Source organism: Brevundimonas sp. P2_A6 (assembly GCF_056404975.1).
The window spans coordinates 338663-360089 of sequence record NZ_JBFUCZ010000002.1 but is presented as its reverse complement, the minus strand read 5'-3'; the positions used below and the strand labels follow the sequence as shown (position 1 = coordinate 360089).

The following is a 21427-nucleotide window of genomic DNA, read 5'->3' as shown; positions in this document are numbered from 1 at the left end:
CTGTCCACGTCCTGCGAAAGACTTCGACCCGATGCCGTGACAGTCCGTGGAAACCGGGGATAATCCTTAACCAATCCTTAACGGACGGGGCCGGGACGGACCGCCGCGGCGCGCGCAGGGTGGGGGCCGTTTACCCTTCATTAATGATTTCCCCAGCCGATCGATCGGCGGCGAAGGGCCGTTGGACAGTTGGGCCGACAGTCGCCGGACGATCCGCCATTCTCCCCGCTCGCCCCATGTCCGGCACCGCGCTATAGGCTTTCATGCCCGTGGCCGGACCGCGTGGCGCCCCGACCGACCCACAGGAAATCGCGCCATTCGCCCGCATCTGTTCTTGGTTATCCAGCGCCGGGGTCCGGCATGAGCCCGGCCAAGCCCGCCGGGGCGTCGCGGCTGGCGACCTATTTCCACGTCCACCTGGTCTCGGACTCGACCGGCGAGACGCTGAACGCCATGGCCAAGGCCGTAACGGCCCGCTTCGACGGAGTCATTCCGATCGAACACATCTATGCCCTGGTCCGCTCGGACCGGCAGATGGAACGGGTGCTGGAAGAGATCGCCACCGCGCCCGGCGTGGTCCTGCACACCATCGTCGATCGCGCGCTGCGAGCCCAGCTGGAAGAGGGCTGCCGGGCGCTGGACATCCCCCATATCGGCGCCTTGGATCCGCTGGTGGGCGCATTGTCGCGCTATCTTGGCGCGGCGCTTTCGACTCGCGTCGGAGCCCAGCACGCGCTGGACCATGACTATTTCAACCGGATGGGGGCGCTGGACTACGCCATGGCCCACGACGACGGCCAGGGCACGGCCGAACAGCTGGAGGGGGCCGATGTGGTTCTGGTGGGGGTCAGCCGGACCTCCAAGACCCCGACCTGCATCTATCTGGCCCACCGGGGCGTCCGGGCGGCCAATGTGCCCCTGGTTCCCGGTCAGGAAGACGGCGAGCGGCTGGTGGGCCTCAAGAATCCCCTGGTCGTAGGCCTGACGGTGTCGCCGGATCGGCTGATCCAGATCCGCCGGAACCGGCTGGACGGGCTGAACGCCAACCACGCCTCTTCCTATGTCGAGCCCGACGCGGTGCGCGAGGAGACGATCAAGGCCAGGCGGGCGTTCGAGCGTCGTGGCTGGCCCACCATCGACGTGACCCGTCGCTCGGTCGAGGAGACGGCCGCCGCCATCCTGAACCTGCTGAACGAACGGCGCACCAAGACGGTTGGGGTCTCGTGGTGACGGGCGAAATCGGCGAGCGGCTGATTCTGGCGTCCCGCAGCGCGGCGCGGCGGGCCATGCTGACCGGGGCCGGCGTGCCCTTCGTCGCTCAGGACGCCGGCGTCGACGAGGACGCGATCAAGACATCCCTCACCGGGATCGACCCCGCCGAACTGGCGCTGGAACTGGCGCGGGCCAAGGCGCTGGCGGTATCGCGTCACGATCCCGAGGCCTGGGTGCTGGGCTCTGACCAGACGCTCGATCTGGAAGGCGCGATGGTGTCCAAAAGTCCGGATCTGCACGTGGCAAGGACGCGTCTGCGCTCGATGCGGGGCAAGACCCACCATCTGAACGCGGCGGCGGCCCTGGCCCGGGACGGGACGGTGGTCTGGTCCGGCGTGGATACCGCCCGGATGACGATGCGACCTTTCTCCGATGGCTTTCTGGAGGCCTATCTGGAGGCGGAGGGTGAGGCGCTGCTGGGCTCGGTCGGCTGCTATCGCCTGGAGGGGATGGGGTCGCAGCTGTTCGACCGGGTCGAGGGCGACTATTTCACCGTGCTGGGCATGCCGCTGTGGCCCGTGCTGGACGAGCTGCGCCGCGCGGGGGTAATCCCGACATGAAGGCCCGGATCACGGGCGCGGCCCGCCTGGGCGGGATCGTAGGCAACCCCGTCGCCCATTCGCTCAGCCCTGTCATCCACAACGCCTGGCTGGAGGCGGCGGGAGTGGACGGGACCTATGCCGCCTTCGCGCCTCGCGATGCCACAGGCTTCGACGCCCTGGTGGTCTTCGGGCGGGCGGGCCTGCTGGCGGGGCTCAATGTCACCGCGCCCTTCAAGGAACAGGCCTTCGCCAGCGCCGATGGAGTGTCGGACACGGCCCGGGCCAGCGGATCGGCCAACGTCCTGGTCTTCCGTGACGGTCAGGTGCGAGCCGACAGCACGGACGGCGAGGGTCTGCTCTGGGCCCTGGCGCAACAGGCCCCCGAGCTTGCCCTGGACGGCGCGACCGTCGTCATGCTGGGCGCGGGCGGCGCGGCGCGGGCCGCCGTCGCTGCCCTGCGCGATGCCGGGGCCACGGTGCGGATCGTCAATCGTACCCGGGACCGGGCCGTGGCCCTGGCCCGCGATCTGGGCGGCTCCATCGAAGTGGCCGAGCCGGAAACGGCCTTCGACGGCGCGGCCCTGGTCGTCAACGCGCTGAGCGTGCGGCCAAAGCTCGACCTTGGGTGGCTCGATCCGGCGACGGTGGTGATGGACATGACGTATCGTCCCGTCCGGACGCCTCTGCTGACCGACGCCGAGGGCGCGGGCCTGACCACCGTCGACGGCCTGGCCATGCTGATCGGTCAGGCGAGGCCGTCGTTCCAGGCGATTTTCGGCGTCGCGCCGGCGGATCTGGATCCCCGACCGCTGCTGCTGGCGCATCTGGGAGAAACGGCTTGATCGTGCTGGGCCTGACCGGTTCGATCGGCATGGGCAAGTCGACGACGACGGCCATGTTCGCCGACCACGGCGCCCTGGTCTGGAATGCCGACGACGCGGTCCATGCGCTGTATGCCCAGGGCGGGGCGGCGGTGGGTCCGGTCGGAAACGCCTTTCCGGGCGTATTGGTCGACGGGGCCGTCGATCGAACCCGGTTGGCCGAGGCGCTCGGGCGCGACGACACGGCGTTCCGGCGGCTGGAAGCCATCATCCATCCCCTGGTCGCGGCCGGGCGACTGGCCGAACTGGAGGCGGCGCGGGCGTCGGGTGTGCCGCTTGCCGTGCTCGACATCCCCCTGCTGTTCGAGACCGGTGGCGAGCGCGCGGTCGATGCCGTCGTGGTGGTGTCTGCGTCCGAAGGGGTGCAGCGCGCCCGCGTCTTGGCCCGGCCCGCCATGACGCCGGAACGGTTAGAGGCCATCCTGGCCCGGCAGATGCCGGATGCCGAGAAGCGCCGCCGCGCCGACTTCGTCATCGATACGGGCGAAAGCCTTGAGGCGACCCGCGCCCGCGTGGCCGAAATCGTGGGGATGGTTCTGTCGCCGGACTGGAAACGGCCGGCGCGGACTCTTTCGCAACCCGGCGAACCGCCCCATTAGAAGGGGATGGCCCGCGAAATCGTTCTCGACACCGAAACCACCGGCTTCGACCCCAGGACGGGCGACCGACTGATCGAGGTCGGCTGCATCGAGATCATGGACCTGCTGCCGACGGGTCGGACCTTCCACCGGTTCGTCAATCCCGAGCGGCTGATCCCCGCCGATGCCATCCGGGTCCACGGCATCACCGACGACAAGGTCAGGGACGCGCCGAAGTTCGCCGAGATCGTCGTCGACCTGATGGACTTCATCGGCGATGCGCCGGTGATTGCCCACAACGCCCAGTTCGACCGCAACTTCATCGACCACGAATGCGGCCGGTGCGGTCATCCCCTGCTGCACGAGACCCGCTGGATCGACACGCTTCAGCTGGCCCAGAAGCGGTTCCCCGGCATGGCCAACTCGCTGGACGCCCTGTGCAAGCGCTACAAGATCAGCCTGGTCGATCGCGCCCTGCACGGGGCTCTGATCGACGCCCGGCTGCTGGCCGAGGTCTATCTGGAGCTGAAGGGCGGAAAGGAGCGGGTGCTGGATCTGTCCAGCCGTCGCGAAAGCGCGGCCGCCGCCGCCCATGCGGCGGCCGGCGGCTATGGCGTCCGTCCCCGACCCCTGGCCCCGCGCCTGAATGCCGGGGAGGCCGAGGCCCACGCCGCCTTTCTGGCCGCGACGCTGAAGGACCGGTCGCTGTGGGAAGGCTACGGTGTCGGGACCGGGGCCACGGCCTGATCCGTCAGGCCGCGCCCGACGGCTGGCCGTTCTGCTGCTGCATCCGCGCGGCATAGATGCCGGCGAAGTCGATCGGGTCCAGCATGAAGGGCGGATAGAAGCCGCCGTCCGCCGTCGCCCGGGCGATGATCTCGCGGGCATAGGGGAACAGATAGCGCGGGCATTCGATCAGCAGCAGCGGCTCGATGTCCTGCTCGGCCACGCCCGACAGCTGGAACAGTCCGCCGTACAGCAGTTCCACGTGGAACACGGCCAGGGCCTCGGTTGAGGCCTTGATCGACAGTTTGATGTCGACCTCGAACAGGCCGTCGGGACGACCCTGGGCGTTCAGCTCGACGCCCATGTCGATCGAGGGGCGGCCCTCGATCCGCAGGGAGTCCGGAGCCTTGGGGTTCTCGAACGACAGGTCGCGGACATACTGCGCCAGGATGCGGAAGCCCGGAACGGGCGGCTGGCCGGTGGGGGCGGAGCCGTTCGGCTCGGGCGGGGCGCTATCGGTCATGGGGTCAAAGCCGGGGCGGACGAGGGACAGGAGGCCGCGCGACTAGCATCCGCCGTCCCGCCCCGCAACGGTGGCATCCACTCGCCTCTATGACGCAGCGGATGCGTGTCGCCTTGCGCGGGCCTATATAGGACCGTAATCGTCCAGCAGACGCCGTTCGCCTCCGCACCGAGGCGCGCATCGAAAACCCGGGATAGACCGTGCCCTCTCAGTTCCTGATCGTCATCTTCGCCGTCATCGCGGCCATCGTCCTGTTCCAGCTGTACAATGTGCTGGGCAAGAAGGTCGGCCGCCAGCCGCAGGAGGACGCCAAGGCTCCGACCGCCCTGCCGGCTGCTGCGGGTCCGGACGCTCCGGGTCGCACGCCGGGCGTGGATGCGACCCTTCTGGCGGCCGCGGCCTCGCTGCGCGCTCGCGACCCGGCCTTCGACCCGGCCAAGTTCATCGACGGGGCCCGCCAGGCCTATGAGACCATCGTGCGTGGCTATGCGTCCGGCGATCGCGCCGCTCTCAAGCCCCTGTTGACCCCGGCAGTGCTGGAATCGTTCGAGACCGGCATCGCGGCCCGCGAGACGCGCGGCGAGACCGAACAGGTCGAGTTCCTGCATCCCCCCCGCGCCGATCTCGAACTGGCCTCGGCCGAAGGCGACCGCGCCGTGGCCAAGGTCCGGTTCCTGGCCGAGCTGCGCTCGCGCATCATGCCACCGGCCGACGAGGCCACGCCGGGCGCCCCCGCCGAGGAGCGCGTCGAGGAGCGCCGCACCGCCGAGCACTGGACGTTCGAACGCTCGCTGGGTGCCTCGGACCCCAACTGGGTCCTGGCCCGGGTCGAACCCGCCAACGCCTAGTCCGGGCGACCGCCCGGTGGGATTTGACCAGAGGCTCGGACTGGCGGCAGCGCTTCTGCTCCTGGCTGGGTGTGCCACGTCGGCTGTCGTGACGCCGGTCCCGCCGGTCGTCGATACGCCTGTCGCCCCGCCGACGCCGCAGACATCTCCTGCCGCTCCGACGAATGCCCTGCCGGGGCCGGAAACCCTGCCCGGTTGGGCGGACGAGGACCATCTGGCGGCATTCCAGGCCTATGCCGACATCTGCCGGGTCGCGCGCGAGACTTTGGCCGCCGCCCGATGCGAGGAGGCCCAGCAGATCCGCCGGGTGTCGAAACCGGTGACCCCTTCGGCCGCCCGCGCCTTCTTCGAACGCGGCTTCGGCGTGGTGCAGGCCACGACCGCCGACGGTCGCCCGGGGCTGATGACCGCCTATTTCGCACCCGAATATCAGGCCCGTCGCCGACCCGACACCGTGTTCGACACCCCGGTCCTGGCCCGGCCCGAGGGCTGGACCCGGGGCCAGGTCCTGCCCGAACGGGCGGTGATCGAGGCCGGACCGCCGCCCTCGCCGCCACTGGCCTGGATGCGGGCCGAGGATCTGTTCTTCCTGCAGATTCAGGGGTCGGGCTACCTGACGTTCGAGGACGGCACGACCGCGCGCGCCGCCTATGCCGCCGACAACGGCCGACCCTTCGTCGGTATCGCCCGACCGATGGCGGAGCGCGGTCTTCTGCCGAGCAACGGCACGTCGGGCGATGCGATCCGGACCTGGCTGGCGACGCATCGCGGGGCCGAGGCCCGCGCGATCACCGCCCTGAACCCCCGCTACATCTATTTCAGCCTCGACCCCGACGACGGCGGCGATCCTGCAGGGGCGGCGGGTGTGCCCCTGCCCGCCAGGCGCGCCATCGCGGTCGATCCGGCCAGTTGGACCTATGGCGATCTGGTCTGGCTCTCGGCCGACGCGGGCAATCTGGCCGGAGCTCGGCACGGCTATCGGGGGCTGGTCATGGCGCTGGATACGGGATCGGCCATTCGCGGGCCCGTGCGCGCGGACCTCTACATGGGCCGGGGCGAGGCAGCGGGCGCGGAGGCCGGCGTCGTGCGCCATCCTTTGCGCATGTGGCGACTGGTTCCGCGTTAGGGAATCGGGGCGAAAGCGCCTAGAGCGACGGGCGGATTGCCCGCCACGGTCCCCCAGTCGCATGACATCGCCCATCGAACGCATCGTCTATCGCAGCGATGCGGTCGCCCCGACCGACGGCCCCGTCGATGTCTCGAACATCGTCTCTATCTCTGTCAGGAATAACGGACGCCGCCGTCTGACCGGCGCTCTGGCCTTGAAGGATGGCGTCTTTGTCCAGGTGCTGGAGGGCGATCCCGAGGCTCTCACGGCCCTTATGGAGGCGATCGAGGCGGACGCGCGCCATCGCAACGTCCGGGTCCTGGCCCGCTGGCCGGTGCAGGCCCAGTTGTTCCTGGATTGGGCCATGGCCATGGTGGATACCCGCGCCCTGTCGCCGCATCATTCCAAACTGCTGACCCAGACCGGATCGGGCGCACAGGTCACCAGCGTCCTGAGCACACTGGCCAGCGCCCGGCTGGGGTCGATGATCTGAACGGCTATTTTCTTCGCAGCCCGCCGAGCACGCCCCGCAGCAGTTCGCGGGTCAGGGTGGAACCGGCGGTGCGCAGGACGGACTTGGTCAGAGCCTCCAGCGGGCTCTGGCGGTTGGAGCGGCGCGGAGCCTTGGGTGCCGGCGGGGCGCGTGGCGCGGGCGCGGCCCGACCTTTGGGGGCGGCCTTGGCTTCAGGCACTTCGACTTCGGTCGCGGCCGCATGGCGGGCGGCCAGGACTTCCTCGGCCGACTCGCGGTCGATCACGGTGTCATAGACACCCCTGACCGGGCTGGCGGCCATGACGGCGGCGCGCTCGGGGTCGGTGGCGGGACCCAGGCGGCTGTCGGGCGGGCGGATCAGGGTCCGCTGGACGACGGTGGGCGCGCCCTTTTCGTCCAGCACCGACACCAGTGCCTCACCGGTGCCCAGGGCCTGGATCGCGTCCTTGGTGTCGAAGGCCGGGTTGATGCGGAAGCTCTCGGACGCCGCCTTCAGGCCGCGCTGATCGGCGGGGGTATAGGCGCGCAGGGCGTGCTGGATGCGGTTGCCCAGCTGGGCCAGGACGCTGTCGGGGATGTCGGCCGGGTTCTGGGTGATGAAATAGATGCCGACCCCCTTGGACCGGATCAGGCGCACGACCTGTTCGACCTTTTCCAAAAGGGGCTTTGGCGCATCCTTGAACAGCAGGTGCGCCTCGTCGAAGAAGAAGACCAGGCGTGGCTTTTCGGGATCGCCGACCTCTGGCAACTGTTCGAACAGCTCGGAGATCAGCCACAAAAGGAAGGCTCCGTACAGGCGCGGGCTGTTCATCAGCCGGGTCGAGTCCAGGACGTTGACCTGCCCGCGTCCGTCGACGCCGGTCTTCATCATGTCGGTCAGTTTCAGCGCCGGCTCGCCGAAGAAGGCGTCGCCGCCGTCCTGTTCCAGCTGCAGCAGGGCGCGCTGGATCGAGGCGATGGAGGCGGGCGCGACGTTGCCGACCTCGCGCCCGATCCGGGCCGCGTTCTCGGCGACATAGACCAGCATGGATCGCAGATCGTCGAGGTCGAGCAACAGCAGGCCCTCCTTGTCCGCGACATGGAAGGCGACGGTCAGCACGCCTTCCTGAACGTCGTTCAGGTCCAGCATCCGCGCCATCAGCAGCGGCCCGATCTCGGACACGGTCGCCCGGACCGGATGACCCTTCTGGCCATACAGGTCCCAGAAGACCGTCGGGGCCGCCTTCGGGTCCAGCGTCAGTCCCATGCCGGTGGCGCGAGCGACCAGTTTCTCGTTCGGCGTGCCGACCTGGCTGATGCCCGAAAGGTCGCCCTTCACGTCGGCGCAGAAGACGGGGACGCCCATCTCCGAGAAACCCTGGGCCATGATCTGAAGCGTCACCGTCTTGCCGGTGCCGGTCGCGCCCGCGATCACGCCGTGCCGATTGGCGCGGTTCCACAGCAGATATTCCCGCCGCGCGACGCCGTTGTCGGAGGATTGACCGAGGAACAGCCCCGGGACGGGCGCGGCGGCGGATGTCGTGTCGGTCATTCGGGGTTCCTCTGCAGCCGACACCATACAGACAGCCCGGCGCGCAGGGCTAGGGTCGGCTTGACCGGGCGGGCGACGACCCCGACAGTCCGGCCATGAAATTGCCCCTCGCCGTCCCGACCAACACGGTCGCCCGCAACGCCCTGGTCCTGATCGCGGTGGTGGCGACGGGGGCCGCGCTCTACTGGCTGCGGGACATCCTGACGCCGCTGGCCATGGCCATCTTCCTGATGATCATGATCGACGGGGTGAAGCGGTTCATCGAGGACCGGACCAGTTTGCCGGCCCACTGGGCCGGGACCGCCGCGCTGCTGGTCGTAGTCGTGGGCTTCTTCCTGTCGATCGCCTTCATCGTCAACGGCGCCGCGAGTTTCTTCACCGACATGTCGGGCGTCTCCAGCGGGATCGGGCCCCGCATCGACGCCATCATCGCGGATGGCGCGAAACTGTTCGGCATGCAGGCCGCCCCGACGGCCCAGGAGCTGATCGGCAGCATCGACCTGCGCGGCTATCTGATCGGCCTGGCCGGCCAGGCCCAGGGCGTGGCGTCGGGGTCGTTCTTCGTCCTGGTCTATCTGGGGTTCCTGCTGGCCTCCCAGGTCGGCTTCCGCCGCAAGATCATCGCCATGTTTCCGGAGCGCGAGCAGCGTGGCGAGGCGATGGAGGTGTTCCAGCGTGTGCGGGGCGGCGTCGAGGGCTATCTGTGGGTCCAGACCGTGACGGGGGCCATCATCTGCGCCGCCGCCTGGATCCTGATGCGGGTCGTGGGCCTGGAGCATGCCGAGTTCTGGACCTTCGTGATCTTCGTGGTCGGTTTCATTCCGGTGCTGGGCGGGGCCGTCGCGGGGCTGGCCCCGCCACTGTTCGCCCTGGTGCAGTTCCCCACCTACTGGCCCGCCCTGATCCTGCTGGTCGGGCTGCAGGTCATCCTGTTCGTGGTCGGCAACCTGATCCAGCCGCGCATGCAGGGCGAGAACCAGAACATCGACCCGGTCGCGGTGCTGCTGGCGCTGGCGCTGTGGGGCAAGATGTGGGGCGTGGTCGGGATGTTCCTGTCGACGCCCCTGGCGGTCATGGCCATGGCGATCCTGGCCGAGTTCAAGGGATCGATGTGGATCGCCGTCCTGCTGAGCGGGGACGGCAAGCCCTATGCCGACGAGGACGAGCACAGCGGCCACCACACCCCGGCCAAACACCCGGCCCGCGTCAAACCGCCGCGCCCGGCGACGGGAGAACCGTAAGGGTCGCGCCCTTGCAGGCCGGGCCGAGGTCCCCATCTCCCATCCAGGCGTCGCGGCCCACCCCTCCCCCTCCCGGTCGCGACGACATCGAACCCGCGCCCCTCCCCCTCCAGCGCGGGTTCCAGTCGAGGCCGCCGGACCCCCCCGTCCGGCGGCCTTTTCTCTTCTTTCACTGGTGCGCAAAAGCGACACACGGGCCGCGCAAGGCCCCGTGGCGCGCATCCGGCAGGAACGACGCATCGTTCCTGCCGTTAGGCCCGGCGGAAGGGCAGCGCCGTCCCACCGCGGCGCACAACAGCTCAGGGATACAGATCGATGATCAAGACACTCACGGTTTCGGCAGGCGCATTGATGCTCGCCTCCGTCGGCGCGCCGGCCATGGCCCAGTCGCAGGACTGGAGCGGCCTCTATGTCGGCGTCTATGGCGCGGGCACCAAGACCAACGACCAGGACGACGAGCGCCTGCGGTTCGACCGGAATCTGGACGGCAACTACGGCGATACCGTCACCACGTCCCTGGCGGCCGATGCCTTCGGCCCCGGATCGTGCGGAGGCAGCGCCAAGGGCAATCTGCCGACCGACGGATGCGATGAGGATTCCAACGGGGTCGAGGGCGGCGGTCGCATCGGCTACGACCTCCAGTTCGGAAACTTCGTCGTCGGAGCCGTGGCGGAGTATTCCGGCGTCGATGCCGAAGACAGCGTGACGTCGTTCTCGACCACGCCCGCCTACTATGTGTTCGAGCGAGACGTGAACAATCTGGCCGCCATCCGCGCCCGGATCGGCTATGCCTACGGGCCGGCCCTGGTCTATGCGACGGGCGGCGCGGCGCGGGCCGAGATGACCAACCGCTTCTATTCGTCCAACGGCCAGAATGCATTCGCGGCCACGGTGAACGACGATCAGGCCGACGGCTACCAGGCCGGCGGCGGTATCGAATACGCCCTGGCCCCGCACCTGACGGTCACGGGCGAATATATCTATACGTCGCTGGAAGCCTCGGACTTCACCGTCCGGGCGACGCGCGGCATCGCCGTCGCGACCAACCCGTTCGTTCTGGCCCCCAACACGACCGGAACGGACATCCAGCGCTCCAACGGCCGGTTCGGCCTGCATGCGATCCGCATCGGCATGAACTACCGCTTCTAGGTCCATCAAAGGATCGTCGATCGACGCCGGGCTCTCGAAAAGAGGGTCCGGCGTTTTCGCTTTCTGGGCTTCCCGGCGGACGCCGGCGGGCCTATTCCCGGTCTCAGCACCTGGCGGCCATCAGAGCCGCGCTGAACGAGACCCTGCCCATGTCCGGCGAACCGCGTCCTTCCGTCCCGTCCCCCGTCGCGGAGGCGTTGCGGACAGCGTTCGCAAAGACATTGAGGGCGGACGCCGTCCTCGACACGCTCGAGAAGTCCTTCATCGACCAGGCCGCCGACGACTATGCGGAGGACGAGACCCCCGAACTGGACGTGGCCGCCATGGCCGCCCTGCTCGGCGACGCCTGGCGCTGGGCGCGCCAGCGCAAGGTCGGGGACGCGCCCGGCGTGCTCGTGCAGCCCTTGAAGACCGCCGACGGTCAGGCCGGCTCCTATGACACCATCTGGATCGCGCAGGACGATCGTCCCTTCCTGGTCGACAGCGTCATGGGCGAGCTGGCCGACGCCGGCGTCTCGGTGCGCGCCCTGTTTCACCCCGTCCTGGCGCGTGAAGGCGAGCAGGGCCGCGAATCGCTGATCGTCATCGTCGTCGATCCCCTGCCCTCCGAACGTCGGGACGCCTTGAAGGCCGAGGTCCAACAGGCCTTGGCCGACGTGCATGCGGCGGTCGGCGACTTCCAGGCCATGAGCGACCTGATGAGCCGGTCTGTGGCGCATCTGGAGGCCTGCCCTGGCGGCATCGATCCCCAGGTGGTGGCCGAGAACCTGGCCTTCCTGCGCTGGCTGAACGACGACCATTTCGTCTTCCTGGGCGCACGCGACTACGACTATCCGCGCACGGCGGACGGAGGCTATGCGGCCGAGGCACCGCTGGATCAGGCCACCGCGGGGGTCGGGGTGCTGCGCGATCCGTCCCGCACCGTCCTGCGTCGCACCTCGGAGCCCGCCGTCCTGACCGCCCAGATGAAACGGCAGATGGACCTGTCCGATCCGGTCACGGTGGCCAAGGCCAATCTGCGCAGCCGCGTGCACCGCCGGGCCTATATGGATTACGTCGGGGTCAAGCGTTACGGCGACGACGGCCGCCCGTCTGGCGAGACCCGCTTCGTCGGCCTGTTCACCGCCGAGGCCTATGACCGCACAGCGTCCGAAGTCCCGTTGATCCGCCGCAAGGTCACCAACGCCCTGACCCGCGCCGCCAAGGTGCCCGGCAGCCACAACGAGAAGCGGCTGAAGAACATCCTGGAGAACTATCCGCGCGACGAGCTGTTCCAGATCACCGAGGACGAGCTGCTGACGTCGGCGCTCGGCATCCTGCATCTGTACGACCGGCCCCGGATCAAGACCTTCACCCGGCTGGACCCGTTCGACCGGTTCGTCTCGGTCCTGGCCTTCGTGCCGCGCGAGCGGTTCGAGGCGGCGGTGCGCGAACGCATCGGACGCATCCTGGCCAGGGCATGGGGCGGCCGTCTGTCGGCCTGGTATCCGCAGCTGTCCGACGCGCCCCTGGTGCGCATCCACTACATCATCGGCGTGACGCCGGGCGATCACCCCATCCCCGACGCCAAGGCGCTGGAGGCCGAGATCGCCGAGGCCGGACGCAGCTGGATCGACCGCTTCGAAGCGGCCCTGCGCGCCGCCGACGTGGACGACGCGCAAATCGGCGCGCTGAGCCGGAAATGGTCGGATGCCTTCGGGGCCGGCTATCGCGATCGCTATGACGCCGCCGAGGCCGTGGCCGATCTGCAGGAAATCGACCGCCTGAACGCCTCGGGCACGGTCGGATCGGGTGAGCCGGTCGCGGTTCGCGCCTTCCGCTCCGCCGGGGACACACCGCTGCAGTTCCGGTTCAAGCTCTACCACCGGGGCGCGGCGGTGCCGCTGTCCGACGTCCTGCCGATCCTGGCCGACATGGGTCTGAAGACCCTGGAAGAGTTCGGCCACGCGATCCGGCCGGTCGATGCCGAGGAAATCCATGTCCATGAATTCCTGCTGGAGGACCCGCGCGGAGCCGCGATCGCCTTCGCCGACGTCAAGGGGCCGTTCGAGGCGGCCTTCTCGGCCGTCTGGACCGGACTGACGGAAAGCGACGGGTTCAACAGGCTGGTGCTGGAACTGGGCGTCGGCTGGCGCGAGGCGGCCCTGATCCGCACCCTGGCCCGCTATCGCCAGCAGACGGGTCTGGATCCGTCCCAGGCCGTTCAGGAAGAGGCGCTGCGCGACTATCCAGCCATCGCGCGCGCCCTGCTGAGCCTGTTCGCCTGCAAGTTCGACCCGGATCACGGCGGATCGGCCGACGAGCGCACGGCGGCGGCGAGCGAACTGACCGACAAGATCACGGCCCTGCTGATGGACGTGAAGTCGCTGGACCACGACCGGGCGCTCCGCCGCATGGCCGCCCTGATCGGCGCGATCAAGCGGACCAACTATTTCCAGAAGACCCCGGACGGCGCGTTCAAGCCGCATATCTCGATCAAGATCGCCTCGCGCGAACTGGACGATCTGCCCCTGCCCAAGCCGTATCGCGAGATCTTCGTCTGGGCCCCGCACATCGAGGGCGTCCATCTGCGCTTCGGCCCCGTGGCGCGGGGCGGGCTGCGCTGGTCCGACCGCCGCGACGACTTCCGCACCGAGGTGCTGGGGCTGGTGAAGGCCCAGCAGGTCAAGAACGCCGTCATCGTGCCGGTCGGCTCCAAGGGCGGCTTCTTTCCGAAATACCTGTCGGGCATCGTGCGTGCCGGCGGTGACCGCGACGCCCAGCAGGCGGAGGCCATCCGCGCCTACAGGACCTTCCTGTCGGGCCTGCTGGACATCACCGACAACATCGGGGCCGACGGGGCCGTGGTCCACCCGTCGAACGTCGTCGCGTTCGAGGGGGACGACCCCTATCTGGTCGTGGCCGCCGACAAGGGGACGGCGACGTTCAGCGACATCGCCAATGGCGTCTCGGCCGACTACGGCTTCTGGCTGGACGATGCGTTCGCTTCGGGCGGCTCGGTCGGCTACGACCACAAGGCCATGGGCATCACGGCCCGCGGCGCGTGGGAGGCGGTCAAGCGTCACTTCCGCGAGATCGGCAAGGACATCCAGGCCGAGCCCTTCACCGTCGTCGGCGTGGGGGACATGTCGGGCGACGTTTTCGGCAACGGCCTGCTGCTGTCCAAAGCCTCGAAACTGGTCGCCGCCTTCGATCACCGCGACATCTTCATCGACCCGACGCCGGACCCGGCGACGTCGTGGGATGAGCGCAACCGCCTGTTCCAGCTGCCGCGCTCGTCCTGGCAGGACTACGATCCATCGTTGATCTCGAAAGGCGGCGGCGTCTTCTCGCGCTCGGCCAAGTCCATCCAGCTGACGCCCGAGATCAAGGCCACGCTCGATATCGCCGACGACGTCCTGGACCCCGTCAGCCTGCTCCGCGCGATCCTGAAGGCCCCGGCCGAGCTGCTGTATCTCGGCGGCATCGGCACCTATGTGAAGTCGGCCGCCGAGACCGACGCCCAGGTCGGCGACAAGGGCACCGACGCCCTGCGGATCAACGCCGACGAACTGCGGGTCAAGGTGGTGGGGGAGGGGGCCAACCTGGGCCTGACCCAGGCCGGCCGGATCGCCTATGCGGCGGGCGGCGGGCGGATCAACACCGACGCCATCGACAACTCGGCGGGCGTGGACACCTCCGACCACGAGGTCAACATCAAGATACTGATCGGCTCGGCCGTCACCAACGGCGTCCTGCCGCTGGCGGATCGGGTGCCCCTCCTGGCCTCGATGACGGACGAGGTGGGCCTGAAGGTCCTGGCCCACAACTACGACCAGACCCTGGCCCTGACGCTGCAACAGGCGGAAGGCGCCGGTGCCCTGGATCAGCAGCAGCGGTTCATGCAGGCGCTGACCGCCAGAGGCAAGCTGGATCGCAAGGTCGAGGGTCTGCCCGGCGATGTCCGCATCGGCGAGATGAAGACGACGGGCCTGGCCCTGACCCGGCCGGAACTGGCGGTGCTGATGGCCTATTCCAAGCTGGAGCTGGCCGAGGAGATCGTGGCGTCGAAAGCGCCCGAGGATCCGTTCTTCGAGGAGACGCTGGTCCGATACTTCCCCGGACCGCTCGCCCGGTTCGAGGATCAGATGAAAGGCCACCGGTTGCGGCGCGAGATCGTGGCCACGGTGCTGTGCAACGAGATCGTCAACATGACGGGCCCGACCTTCCCCGACCGCCTGCGCGCGGCGGCCGGTTGCGACACGACCGCCCTGGTGATCGCCTTCGAGGCGGCGCGGCGCGTGTTTCGCCTGGACGAGGCCTGGGACGCCGTCAACGCCCTGGACCTCAAGGTTCCGGCCGAGACCCAGACCGCGCTTTATCAGGAGATCGCCACCGTCCTGCGGCGTCAGACCTTCTGGCTGGCCCGGCGCGGCGCGAAGGCCGGCGCGACGGTGCAGGGGCTGATCGAGGCCTATCGCCCGGCGGCGGATGCCCTGCGCGGCGCGGGCGGGGATGTTCTGTCCCGCTTCGAGCAGAACCGTCTGGCCGAGCGGCTGAAACGGTTCGCGGACATGGGCGTGGGCGAAGATTTGGCCCAGACCGTCTCCATGCTGCGGCCGCTGGTGGCGACCGCCGACATCGGCGATCTCGCGCAGGAGGCCGGGTGGTCCGAACCCCGGATGGCGCGGCTGTATCACCAGGTCGGGGCGGCGTTCGACTTCGACCGGCTGAGGGCGGCGGCCGGGGCCGTGCCCTCTGGCGATCACTTCGATCGACTGGCCGTGCGCCGTCTGATCGAGGATCTGATGGCCGAGCAGGTCACCCTGACCCGCGCGGTGGCCAAGGCGTCCGATCCGTCCGTCGGCGACAGCGAGGCCACGGCCGAGGCCGCCGTCGATGCCTGGATCGGCGCGCGTCTTGACCAGGTCGAGGGCGTCCGCGCCGCCGTGGACGAGATCGAGGCCTCCGGCACCGGGTGGACCTTCGCGAAACTCACGATTGCGAATGGGCAGATCCGCAGCGTGGCAGGCTCAGCCTGATGCCGCGCAAGTTCCTTGTCGTCGTGGATGACAGCCCCGAGTTCGAGGCGGCGCTGCGCTATGCGGCGCGGCGGGCGAAATCGACGGGGGGCCGGGTGGCCCTGCTGCGGATCATCCCGGTCCAGTCGGACGAGCAGTGGGCGGGGGTGCGCGAGCAAATCCAGCGCGAGCAAAGGGCCGAGGCGGAAGCCCTGCTGACCCGCCTGGGCGAGGAGGCGCAGACCCGATCGGGGGCCGCGCCGATCTTCCTGATCGAGGAGGGCGAACCCCAGGCCGCGATCCGCAAGGTCTGCGGCGAGGACGCGGAGATCAAGATCCTGGTGCTGGCCTCGGGTTCGGGCGCGCGCGGGCCGGGTCCGCTGGTGTCCGCCGTCCTGAAACAGGGCGCGGCCTTCGGGGGGCGCAAACTGCCGGTGACGATCGTGCCCGGCGAACTCACGGACGCCGAGATCGAGGACCTGGCCTGACGCCACCTCGCCCCCACCGAGGGGGTGGAGGAGCCTCAGAGCCCCAGCCGTCTGGCCCGCGCGGCGATCTCCAGCAAAAGCCGCTCTGCGATCAGGTGCTCGGGCAGACCGGTCGTCTTGGTGGCGATGTCGGCGGTGTTGACGCTGTCCTGGACGATGTCGAGTTCCTCCAGACGCCAGGCCCGGGCCTGACGCAGCATCTCGGCCTCCTGCTTCCAGAACACACCGGCCGCCTTGGCGGCCTCCTTCGCGCCCGCGCCGGATCCTTGCAGGACATTGATCCGGCGCAGTTTTCCAAGGTGGATCGAGGTCGATCGCACGGCCATGACCGCGCTTTCGCCCTCGGCCAGGGCGCGGCGCAGGCCGCTCTGGGCCGGTGCCGGGCGACCCCCGAAGGCCTGGAGCGCCGCATCGGCCAGCGAGGCATCGGCCTCGACGCCCAGATGAGCCTCCAGTTCCTCGACGTCGATGGTGCGGCCGGAGCCGGGGCCGACGTAAAGGGCCAGCCGCTCGATTTCCTGGCGCATAAGGCCCCGTTCCTTGGGCAGCCGGGCGACGAAGGCGGCCAGGGCATCGGACGTCAGCCCGACCTTGTCGGCGGCCAGGGCCTCGCGCGTCATTCGGGCGATGTCGCCAGCCTCGTCCTCGTAGCAGGCGATGCCGACGGAGGCCTTACCCGCCTCGGCCGCCTTCCTGAGGGCCGAGTCCCGCCCAAGCGCCCCCGCCTCGACCACCAGCATGCAGTCCGGATTGTAGCCGCCGTCGCCGTGGGTCTTCAGCGCCGCGGCCAGCATCTTGTCGATCGAGGCCTTGTCTGCGCCCAGCCGCACCCGGACCAGACGCCGTCCGCCGATCATGCTGAGCGCGGTCAGGGCCTCTTCCAGTCGCGCCTCGTCGCCGTCGATGTCGCTGTCGGTCAGGACGGTGACGTTGAAGGGATCGTTCAGGTCGGGCGTGATGGCCCTGCACAGGATTTCGGCGCGCTCGGCGACGCCCGAGCGGTCCTTGCCGTGAATCACGGCGGCGCGGATCCCGGCGTCGGGCCGCGCCAGGAAGCGGTCCACCTCGGGCCGCTTGGCCAGAATCATCGGCCTGCCAGGGCCCGCATCAGGTCCAGGCGGATCATGCGGGCCAGTTCGGACGCGGCGCGGTCCTCGCCGTCCTGCTGGGCCGCGATGGCCGCATAGGGCTGGTCTGCGGCGGCATAGGTGGTGGTGACGGTCTGGGTTCCGCTCAAGGGCGTGCCCCCCGACGTCGGCGTCAGGGTCCAGGCCCCTCGGACGGTCAGTTCGTAACGGGTGGCGGTATCGTCGATCCGGCGACCCAGCGGGCGGCGATTCTGGGTGACAGCCGTCTCCAGTCGGTAGAGGGGGGCCGGGCCCCGATCCCAGCCCAGGGCGTCCTCGAGCTGTTCGCGAAGCCTGTATCCCAGACGGTCGTCCTGTGTCGTCACGGCGATGCGAGACAGGGACCCGGAGGCCCCGGTATCCCCGTACAGGGGCGTGAACCCGCATCCGGCCAGAAGCAGGGATGCGGCGATCAGGGCCGCGAGGCCGCGCGCCGCCACCTAACCGGCCACCAGATTGACGATGCGGTCCGGCACGACGATCACCTTGCGGATGGATTGACCCTGGCTCTCCAGATAGGCCTGAACGGCCGGGTTGGCGAGCGCCTCGGCCTCGACGGCCTTCGGGTCGGCCCCGCGCGGCATCGAGATCTCGCCCCGGCGCTTGCCGTTGATCTGGATCGGCAGGACGACCGCGTCGTCGGCGGCCAGGGCCGGATCGAACACGGGCCAGGGGGCGTCCAGCACCATGCCGGCCTCGCCCAGGCGGCTCCAGCCTTCTTCGGCCAGATGCGGGGTGAAGGGCGCGATCAGACGGGCCAGGGCCGACAGGGCCTCGCGCCGGGCAGGGCCGGACGCCGTGTCATGATCGCGCAACGTCGCCACGAAGGCATAGAGCTTGGCGATGGCGGAGTTGAAGCGGAAGCCCTCGACCCCTTCGGACACCGCCTTGATGGCCTTGTGGGTTTCCTTCAGCAGGGCGGCATCCTGGGTCGGATCGCCCGTTGCCGTTTCGTCAAAGCCGTCGAACAGGGTCCAGACGCGCTGGACGAAGCGGCTGGCGCCTTCGACGCCGCCGGGGGTCCACTGCACGTCGCGTTCGGGCGGGCTGTCGGACAGGACGAACAGGCGCCCGGCATCCACCCCGTGCGAGTCCAGGATTTCCTGGGGGGCGACGACGTTCTTCTTGGATTTCGACATCTTCTCGATGTCGCCGATGGTCAGGGTCTCGCCGGTCGACAGCTGGCGGGCGCTGCGGACGCCGGCGGTGTTGGTCAGGTCGACGTCGGTCGGCTCGACCCAGGTGCCGTCCGCCCGGCGATAGGTCTCGTGGACGACCATGCCTTGCGTGAACAGGCCGGCGAAGGGCTCCTTCACCGACAGCATGCCGGTGTCGGACAGGGCGCGGGTGATGAACCGGGCATAGAGCAGGTGCAGGACCGCGTGCTCGACCCCGCCGATATATTGATCGACGGCCAGCCAGCGGTCGGCGGCCGCGGTGTTGATCGGCGCAGGTGACGTCGGATCGGTGAACCGGGCGAAATACCAGCTGGAGTCCACGAAGGTGTCCAGGGTGTCGGTCTCGCGTGTCGCATCGGCCCCGCAGGACGGGCATTTGACGTGCTTCCACGTCGGGTGCCGGTCCAGAGGATTGCCCGGCACGTCGAAGGTGACGTCATCGGGCAGGACGACCGGCAGCTGGTCGGCCGGGACCTCGACCACGCCGCATTCGGCGCAGTGGATGATGGGGATGGGACAGCCCCAATACCGCTGACGCGACACGCCCCAGTCGCGCAGGCGATAGATGGTGGTGCCCTTGCCGTGGTCGGAGGCTTCCAGCCGGCGAATAGCCTCGGCCTTGGCGTCCTCGACCGACAGGCCGTCCAGGAAGTCCGAGTTGAAGATCGTGCCTGGTCCCACATAGGCCTCTGTGCCAATCTCGACGTCGTCGGCCCCTTCGGGACGGACGACCGGCACGACGGGCAGTTCGTATTTGCGGGCGAAGTCGAGATCGCGCTGGTCATGGCCGGGGCAGCCGAAGATGGCGCCCGATCCATAGGTCGACAGCACGAAGTTGGCCGCCCAGACCGGCACGGTCCGCGCGGCGTCGAAGGGATGACGGACCCGGATACCGAGATCGACACCCAGCTTTTCGGCCTTCTCGATCTCGGCCTCCGAGGTGCCGGTCTGGCCGCAGGCGGCGACGAAGGCGGCGACGTCCGGCCGATGCTCGGCGATGGCCTTCGTCAGCGGGTGATCGGGGGCCAGGGCCAGGAAGCTGGCTCCGAACAATGTGTCGGGTCGGGTCGTATAGACCTCGATCGGATCACGGGCGTGGTTGGGTTCGCCTTCAGGCGACGCGGGCAGGAAATCGGGTGCCTCCGCGATATCCCACCAGACCGTCGCGCCCCTGGACTTGCCGATCCAGTTTTCCTGCATCAGCCGGACCTTGTCGGGCCAGCGGTCAAGGGTCTTCAGCCCTTCGATCAGGTCGTCGGCATAGTCGGTGATGCGCAGGAACCACTGGTTCAGCTTGCGTTTTTCGACCAGGGCACCGGAGCGCCAGCCGCGCCCGTCGATGACCTGTTCGTTGGCCAGGACGGTGTTGTCGACCGGATCCCAGTTGACCGTGCCGTCCTTCCTGTACACCAGGCCTCGCCGATACAGCTCCAGGAACCAGGCCTGCTGCTTGCCGTAGTATTCGGGATCGCAGGTGGCGAACTCTCTCGACCAGTCCAGCGACAGCCCCAGAAGCTTCAGCTGGGCGCGCATCTGGGCGATGTTGTCGTAGGTCCAGCCCTTGGGGTGGATGCCCCGCTCCATGGCCGCGTTCTCGGCCGGCATGCCGAAGGCGTCCCAGCCCATGGGGTGCAGAACGTCGAACCCCTGCGCCCGCTTGTGGCGCGCCACCACGTCGCCCATCACATAGTTGCGGGCGTGCCCCATGTGGATGTTCCCCGACGGATAGGGAAACATTTCAAGCACATAGTATTTGGGACGACCGGTATCCCGGGTGACGAAGGCGTTCGCCTCGGCCCAGCGGGCCTGCTGGCGCGGTTCGGCGGTCTTGGGGTCGTAGCGGGTCGGAGCAGCGGACACGGGATTCCTTCAAGGCGTCTCCTCCCTGTTCGCCGCCTGGCGAATGGGGAGGTGGATCCGCAGCGAAGCGGAGGAGACGGAGGAGTTCTTGAAGCGGACGCAGGTGCGGGGCGTCAAGAGCCCCTCCACCCCTCGCCAAGCGGCGGGCGGTCCCCCTCCCCATCCCTTCGGGAAAGAGAGGAGACGCCGCGTCGTTAGCTCGCGTTGGACAGGTTCAGCTGGCGCGCCTTGGTCAGGATCGCGTTTTCCAGATCGGCCTCGGTCTGGGCCGCCACCGGCGCGCCGGTCCAGGCCCCCGAGGCGTCCTTGACCTCTTTGGTCACCGTGACGTTCAGGGCGTCGGCGCGCAGGCGGGTGTCGAGGATGAAGACCGTGGCCTTGAACCGCTCGTTGGGGGTCTGGGGGTTGATGTACCAGTCGTAGTTGACGACGCCGCCCCACGGATCGGCGGTCAGAAGCGGCATGAAGCTGAGCGTATCCAGGGTGGCGCGCCACAGGTAGCCGTTGACGCCGATGCCGGTCTGGGCATTGGCTCGCGCCGCCGGACGGTCGCCGACGAAGGGCAGGCCGCCGCAACCCGCCAGAACCAGACCCCCCAGGGTCAGGGCGGTAACCGCAACCATCGTCTTGCCGCGAACAAACGCCATTCGTCTTGTCTCCATCCCAGATCGACCCGTGGCTCCCCCGGAGTCACAGGCGCGTCGACGGCCCCGTTTCAGGGCGCGCGGCGAAGCGAAGCTCTATAACACGCTGAAAAGGGGCGATGACAAGGCAATGGCGTTCCGGTCCGTCACACGGCGTACGCTGCCGGACGCTCGCCGCGCGGGCGAACGACTTGCGGACGCATTCCCGTGACGCTTGCGCCACAGGGCGCGATTAGAG

The 21427-nt window shown here is 68.9% G+C and carries 18 protein-coding genes; 12 read left to right on the top strand and 6 right to left on the bottom strand.

The genetic code is table 11. The features are described from left to right. Positions 1 to 360 precede the first annotated feature (360 nt). Genes AC1DW4_RS07220 through dnaQ form a run of 5 tightly spaced genes read left to right on the top strand, consistent with a single transcriptional unit; the run spans position 361 to position 4020 of the window. Positions 361 to 1230, top strand: coding sequence for a pyruvate, water dikinase regulatory protein (locus AC1DW4_RS07220; protein WP_477016571.1), 870 nt, complete (start codon positions 361 to 363; stop codon positions 1228 to 1230). Further along, the gene (locus tag AC1DW4_RS07215; protein ID WP_477016570.1) at positions 1227 to 1832 is read left to right on the top strand and encodes a Maf family protein; all 606 of its coding nucleotides are present in this window, start codon (positions 1227 to 1229) and stop codon (positions 1830 to 1832) included. Before AC1DW4_RS07220 ends, AC1DW4_RS07215 begins: the two co-directional genes overlap by 4 nt. Continuing rightward, the gene (locus AC1DW4_RS07210; RefSeq protein WP_477016569.1) at positions 1829 to 2656 is read left to right on the top strand and encodes a shikimate dehydrogenase family protein; all 828 of its coding nucleotides are present in this window, start codon (positions 1829 to 1831) and stop codon (positions 2654 to 2656) included. Before AC1DW4_RS07215 ends, AC1DW4_RS07210 begins: the two co-directional genes overlap by 4 nt. Beyond that, positions 2653 to 3294 carry a dephospho-CoA kinase gene (gene coaE, locus AC1DW4_RS07205; RefSeq protein WP_477016568.1) on the top strand — a complete coding sequence of 214 codons (642 nt, stop codon included), beginning with the start codon at positions 2653 to 2655 and terminating at the stop codon, positions 3292 to 3294. The genes AC1DW4_RS07210 and coaE overlap by 4 nt, the downstream gene beginning before the upstream one ends. Positions 3295 to 3300: 6 nt before the next feature. Continuing rightward, positions 3301 to 4020 carry a DNA polymerase III subunit epsilon gene (gene dnaQ / locus AC1DW4_RS07200; RefSeq protein WP_477016567.1) on the top strand — a complete coding sequence of 240 codons (720 nt, stop codon included), beginning with the start codon at positions 3301 to 3303 and terminating at the stop codon, positions 4018 to 4020. 4 nt (positions 4021 to 4024) lie between these two features. On the opposite strand, the gene secB is transcribed toward dnaQ, so the two are convergent. Then, positions 4025 to 4522, bottom strand: coding sequence for a protein-export chaperone SecB (secB, locus tag AC1DW4_RS07195; protein ID WP_477016566.1), 498 nt, complete (start codon positions 4520 to 4522; stop codon positions 4025 to 4027). A 200-nt stretch (positions 4523 to 4722) separates the two neighbouring features. On the opposite strand from secB, the gene timA reads away from it, so the two are divergent. The 3 genes from timA to AC1DW4_RS07180 all read left to right on the top strand — a co-directional run bounded on the left by timA (position 4723) and on the right by AC1DW4_RS07180 (position 6971). Beyond that, positions 4723 to 5370, top strand: coding sequence for a TIM44-related membrane protein TimA (timA, locus tag AC1DW4_RS07190; protein ID WP_477016565.1), 648 nt, complete (start codon positions 4723 to 4725; stop codon positions 5368 to 5370). An 88-nt stretch (positions 5371 to 5458) separates the two neighbouring features. Next, positions 5459 to 6496: an MltA domain-containing protein gene (locus AC1DW4_RS07185; RefSeq protein WP_477016564.1), complete on the top strand. Its 1038-nt coding sequence runs from the start codon at positions 5459 to 5461 to the stop codon at positions 6494 to 6496. A 61-nt stretch (positions 6497 to 6557) separates the two neighbouring features. Next, positions 6558 to 6971 (top strand): BLUF domain-containing protein, encoded by a 414-nt coding sequence (locus AC1DW4_RS07180; RefSeq protein ID WP_477016563.1) that lies wholly within the window; start codon positions 6558 to 6560, stop codon positions 6969 to 6971. 4 nt (positions 6972 to 6975) lie between these two features. On the opposite strand, the gene AC1DW4_RS07175 is transcribed toward AC1DW4_RS07180, so the two are convergent. Next, positions 6976 to 8502, bottom strand: a complete 1527-nt coding sequence (locus tag AC1DW4_RS07175; protein ID WP_477016562.1) for a helicase HerA-like domain-containing protein — start codon at positions 8500 to 8502, stop codon at positions 6976 to 6978. A 95-nt stretch (positions 8503 to 8597) separates the two neighbouring features. Between AC1DW4_RS07175 and AC1DW4_RS07170 the strand changes: the two genes are divergently transcribed. From AC1DW4_RS07170 to AC1DW4_RS07155, 4 genes are all read left to right on the top strand, one after another. Next, positions 8598 to 9743, top strand: a complete 1146-nt coding sequence (locus AC1DW4_RS07170; RefSeq protein ID WP_477016561.1) for an AI-2E family transporter — start codon at positions 8598 to 8600, stop codon at positions 9741 to 9743. A gap of 315 nt (positions 9744 to 10058) precedes the next feature. After that, positions 10059 to 10892 (top strand): outer membrane protein, encoded by an 834-nt coding sequence (locus AC1DW4_RS07165; protein WP_477016560.1) that lies wholly within the window; start codon positions 10059 to 10061, stop codon positions 10890 to 10892. A 149-nt stretch (positions 10893 to 11041) separates the two neighbouring features. Further along, positions 11042 to 15913: an NAD-glutamate dehydrogenase gene (locus AC1DW4_RS07160; protein ID WP_477016559.1), complete on the top strand. Its 4872-nt coding sequence runs from the start codon at positions 11042 to 11044 to the stop codon at positions 15911 to 15913. Further along, entirely contained in the window at positions 15913 to 16380 is a 468-nt protein-coding gene (locus tag AC1DW4_RS07155; RefSeq protein ID WP_477016558.1) for a universal stress protein, read from the top strand. Before AC1DW4_RS07160 ends, AC1DW4_RS07155 begins: the two co-directional genes overlap by 1 nt. Before the next feature lie 35 nt (positions 16381 to 16415). Here AC1DW4_RS07155 and holA read toward each other — a convergent pair whose 3' ends face one another. The 4 genes from holA to AC1DW4_RS07135 form a co-directional block, all read right to left on the bottom strand. Continuing rightward, complete coding sequence (gene holA, locus AC1DW4_RS07150; protein ID WP_477016557.1) at positions 16416 to 17468, bottom strand: DNA polymerase III subunit delta; 1053 nt, start codon at positions 17466 to 17468, stop codon at positions 16416 to 16418. After that, positions 17465 to 17947, bottom strand: a complete 483-nt coding sequence (lptE, locus tag AC1DW4_RS07145) for an LPS assembly lipoprotein LptE (protein ID WP_477016556.1) — start codon at positions 17945 to 17947, stop codon at positions 17465 to 17467. Before lptE ends, holA begins: the two co-directional genes overlap by 4 nt. Further along, positions 17948 to 20545: a leucine--tRNA ligase gene (gene leuS, locus AC1DW4_RS07140; protein ID WP_477016555.1), complete on the bottom strand. Its 2598-nt coding sequence runs from the start codon at positions 20543 to 20545 to the stop codon at positions 17948 to 17950. 194 nt (positions 20546 to 20739) lie between these two features. Continuing rightward, entirely contained in the window at positions 20740 to 21192 is a 453-nt protein-coding gene (locus AC1DW4_RS07135; RefSeq protein ID WP_477016554.1) for a DUF3576 domain-containing protein, read from the bottom strand. Positions 21193 to 21427: the final 235 nt, after the last annotated feature.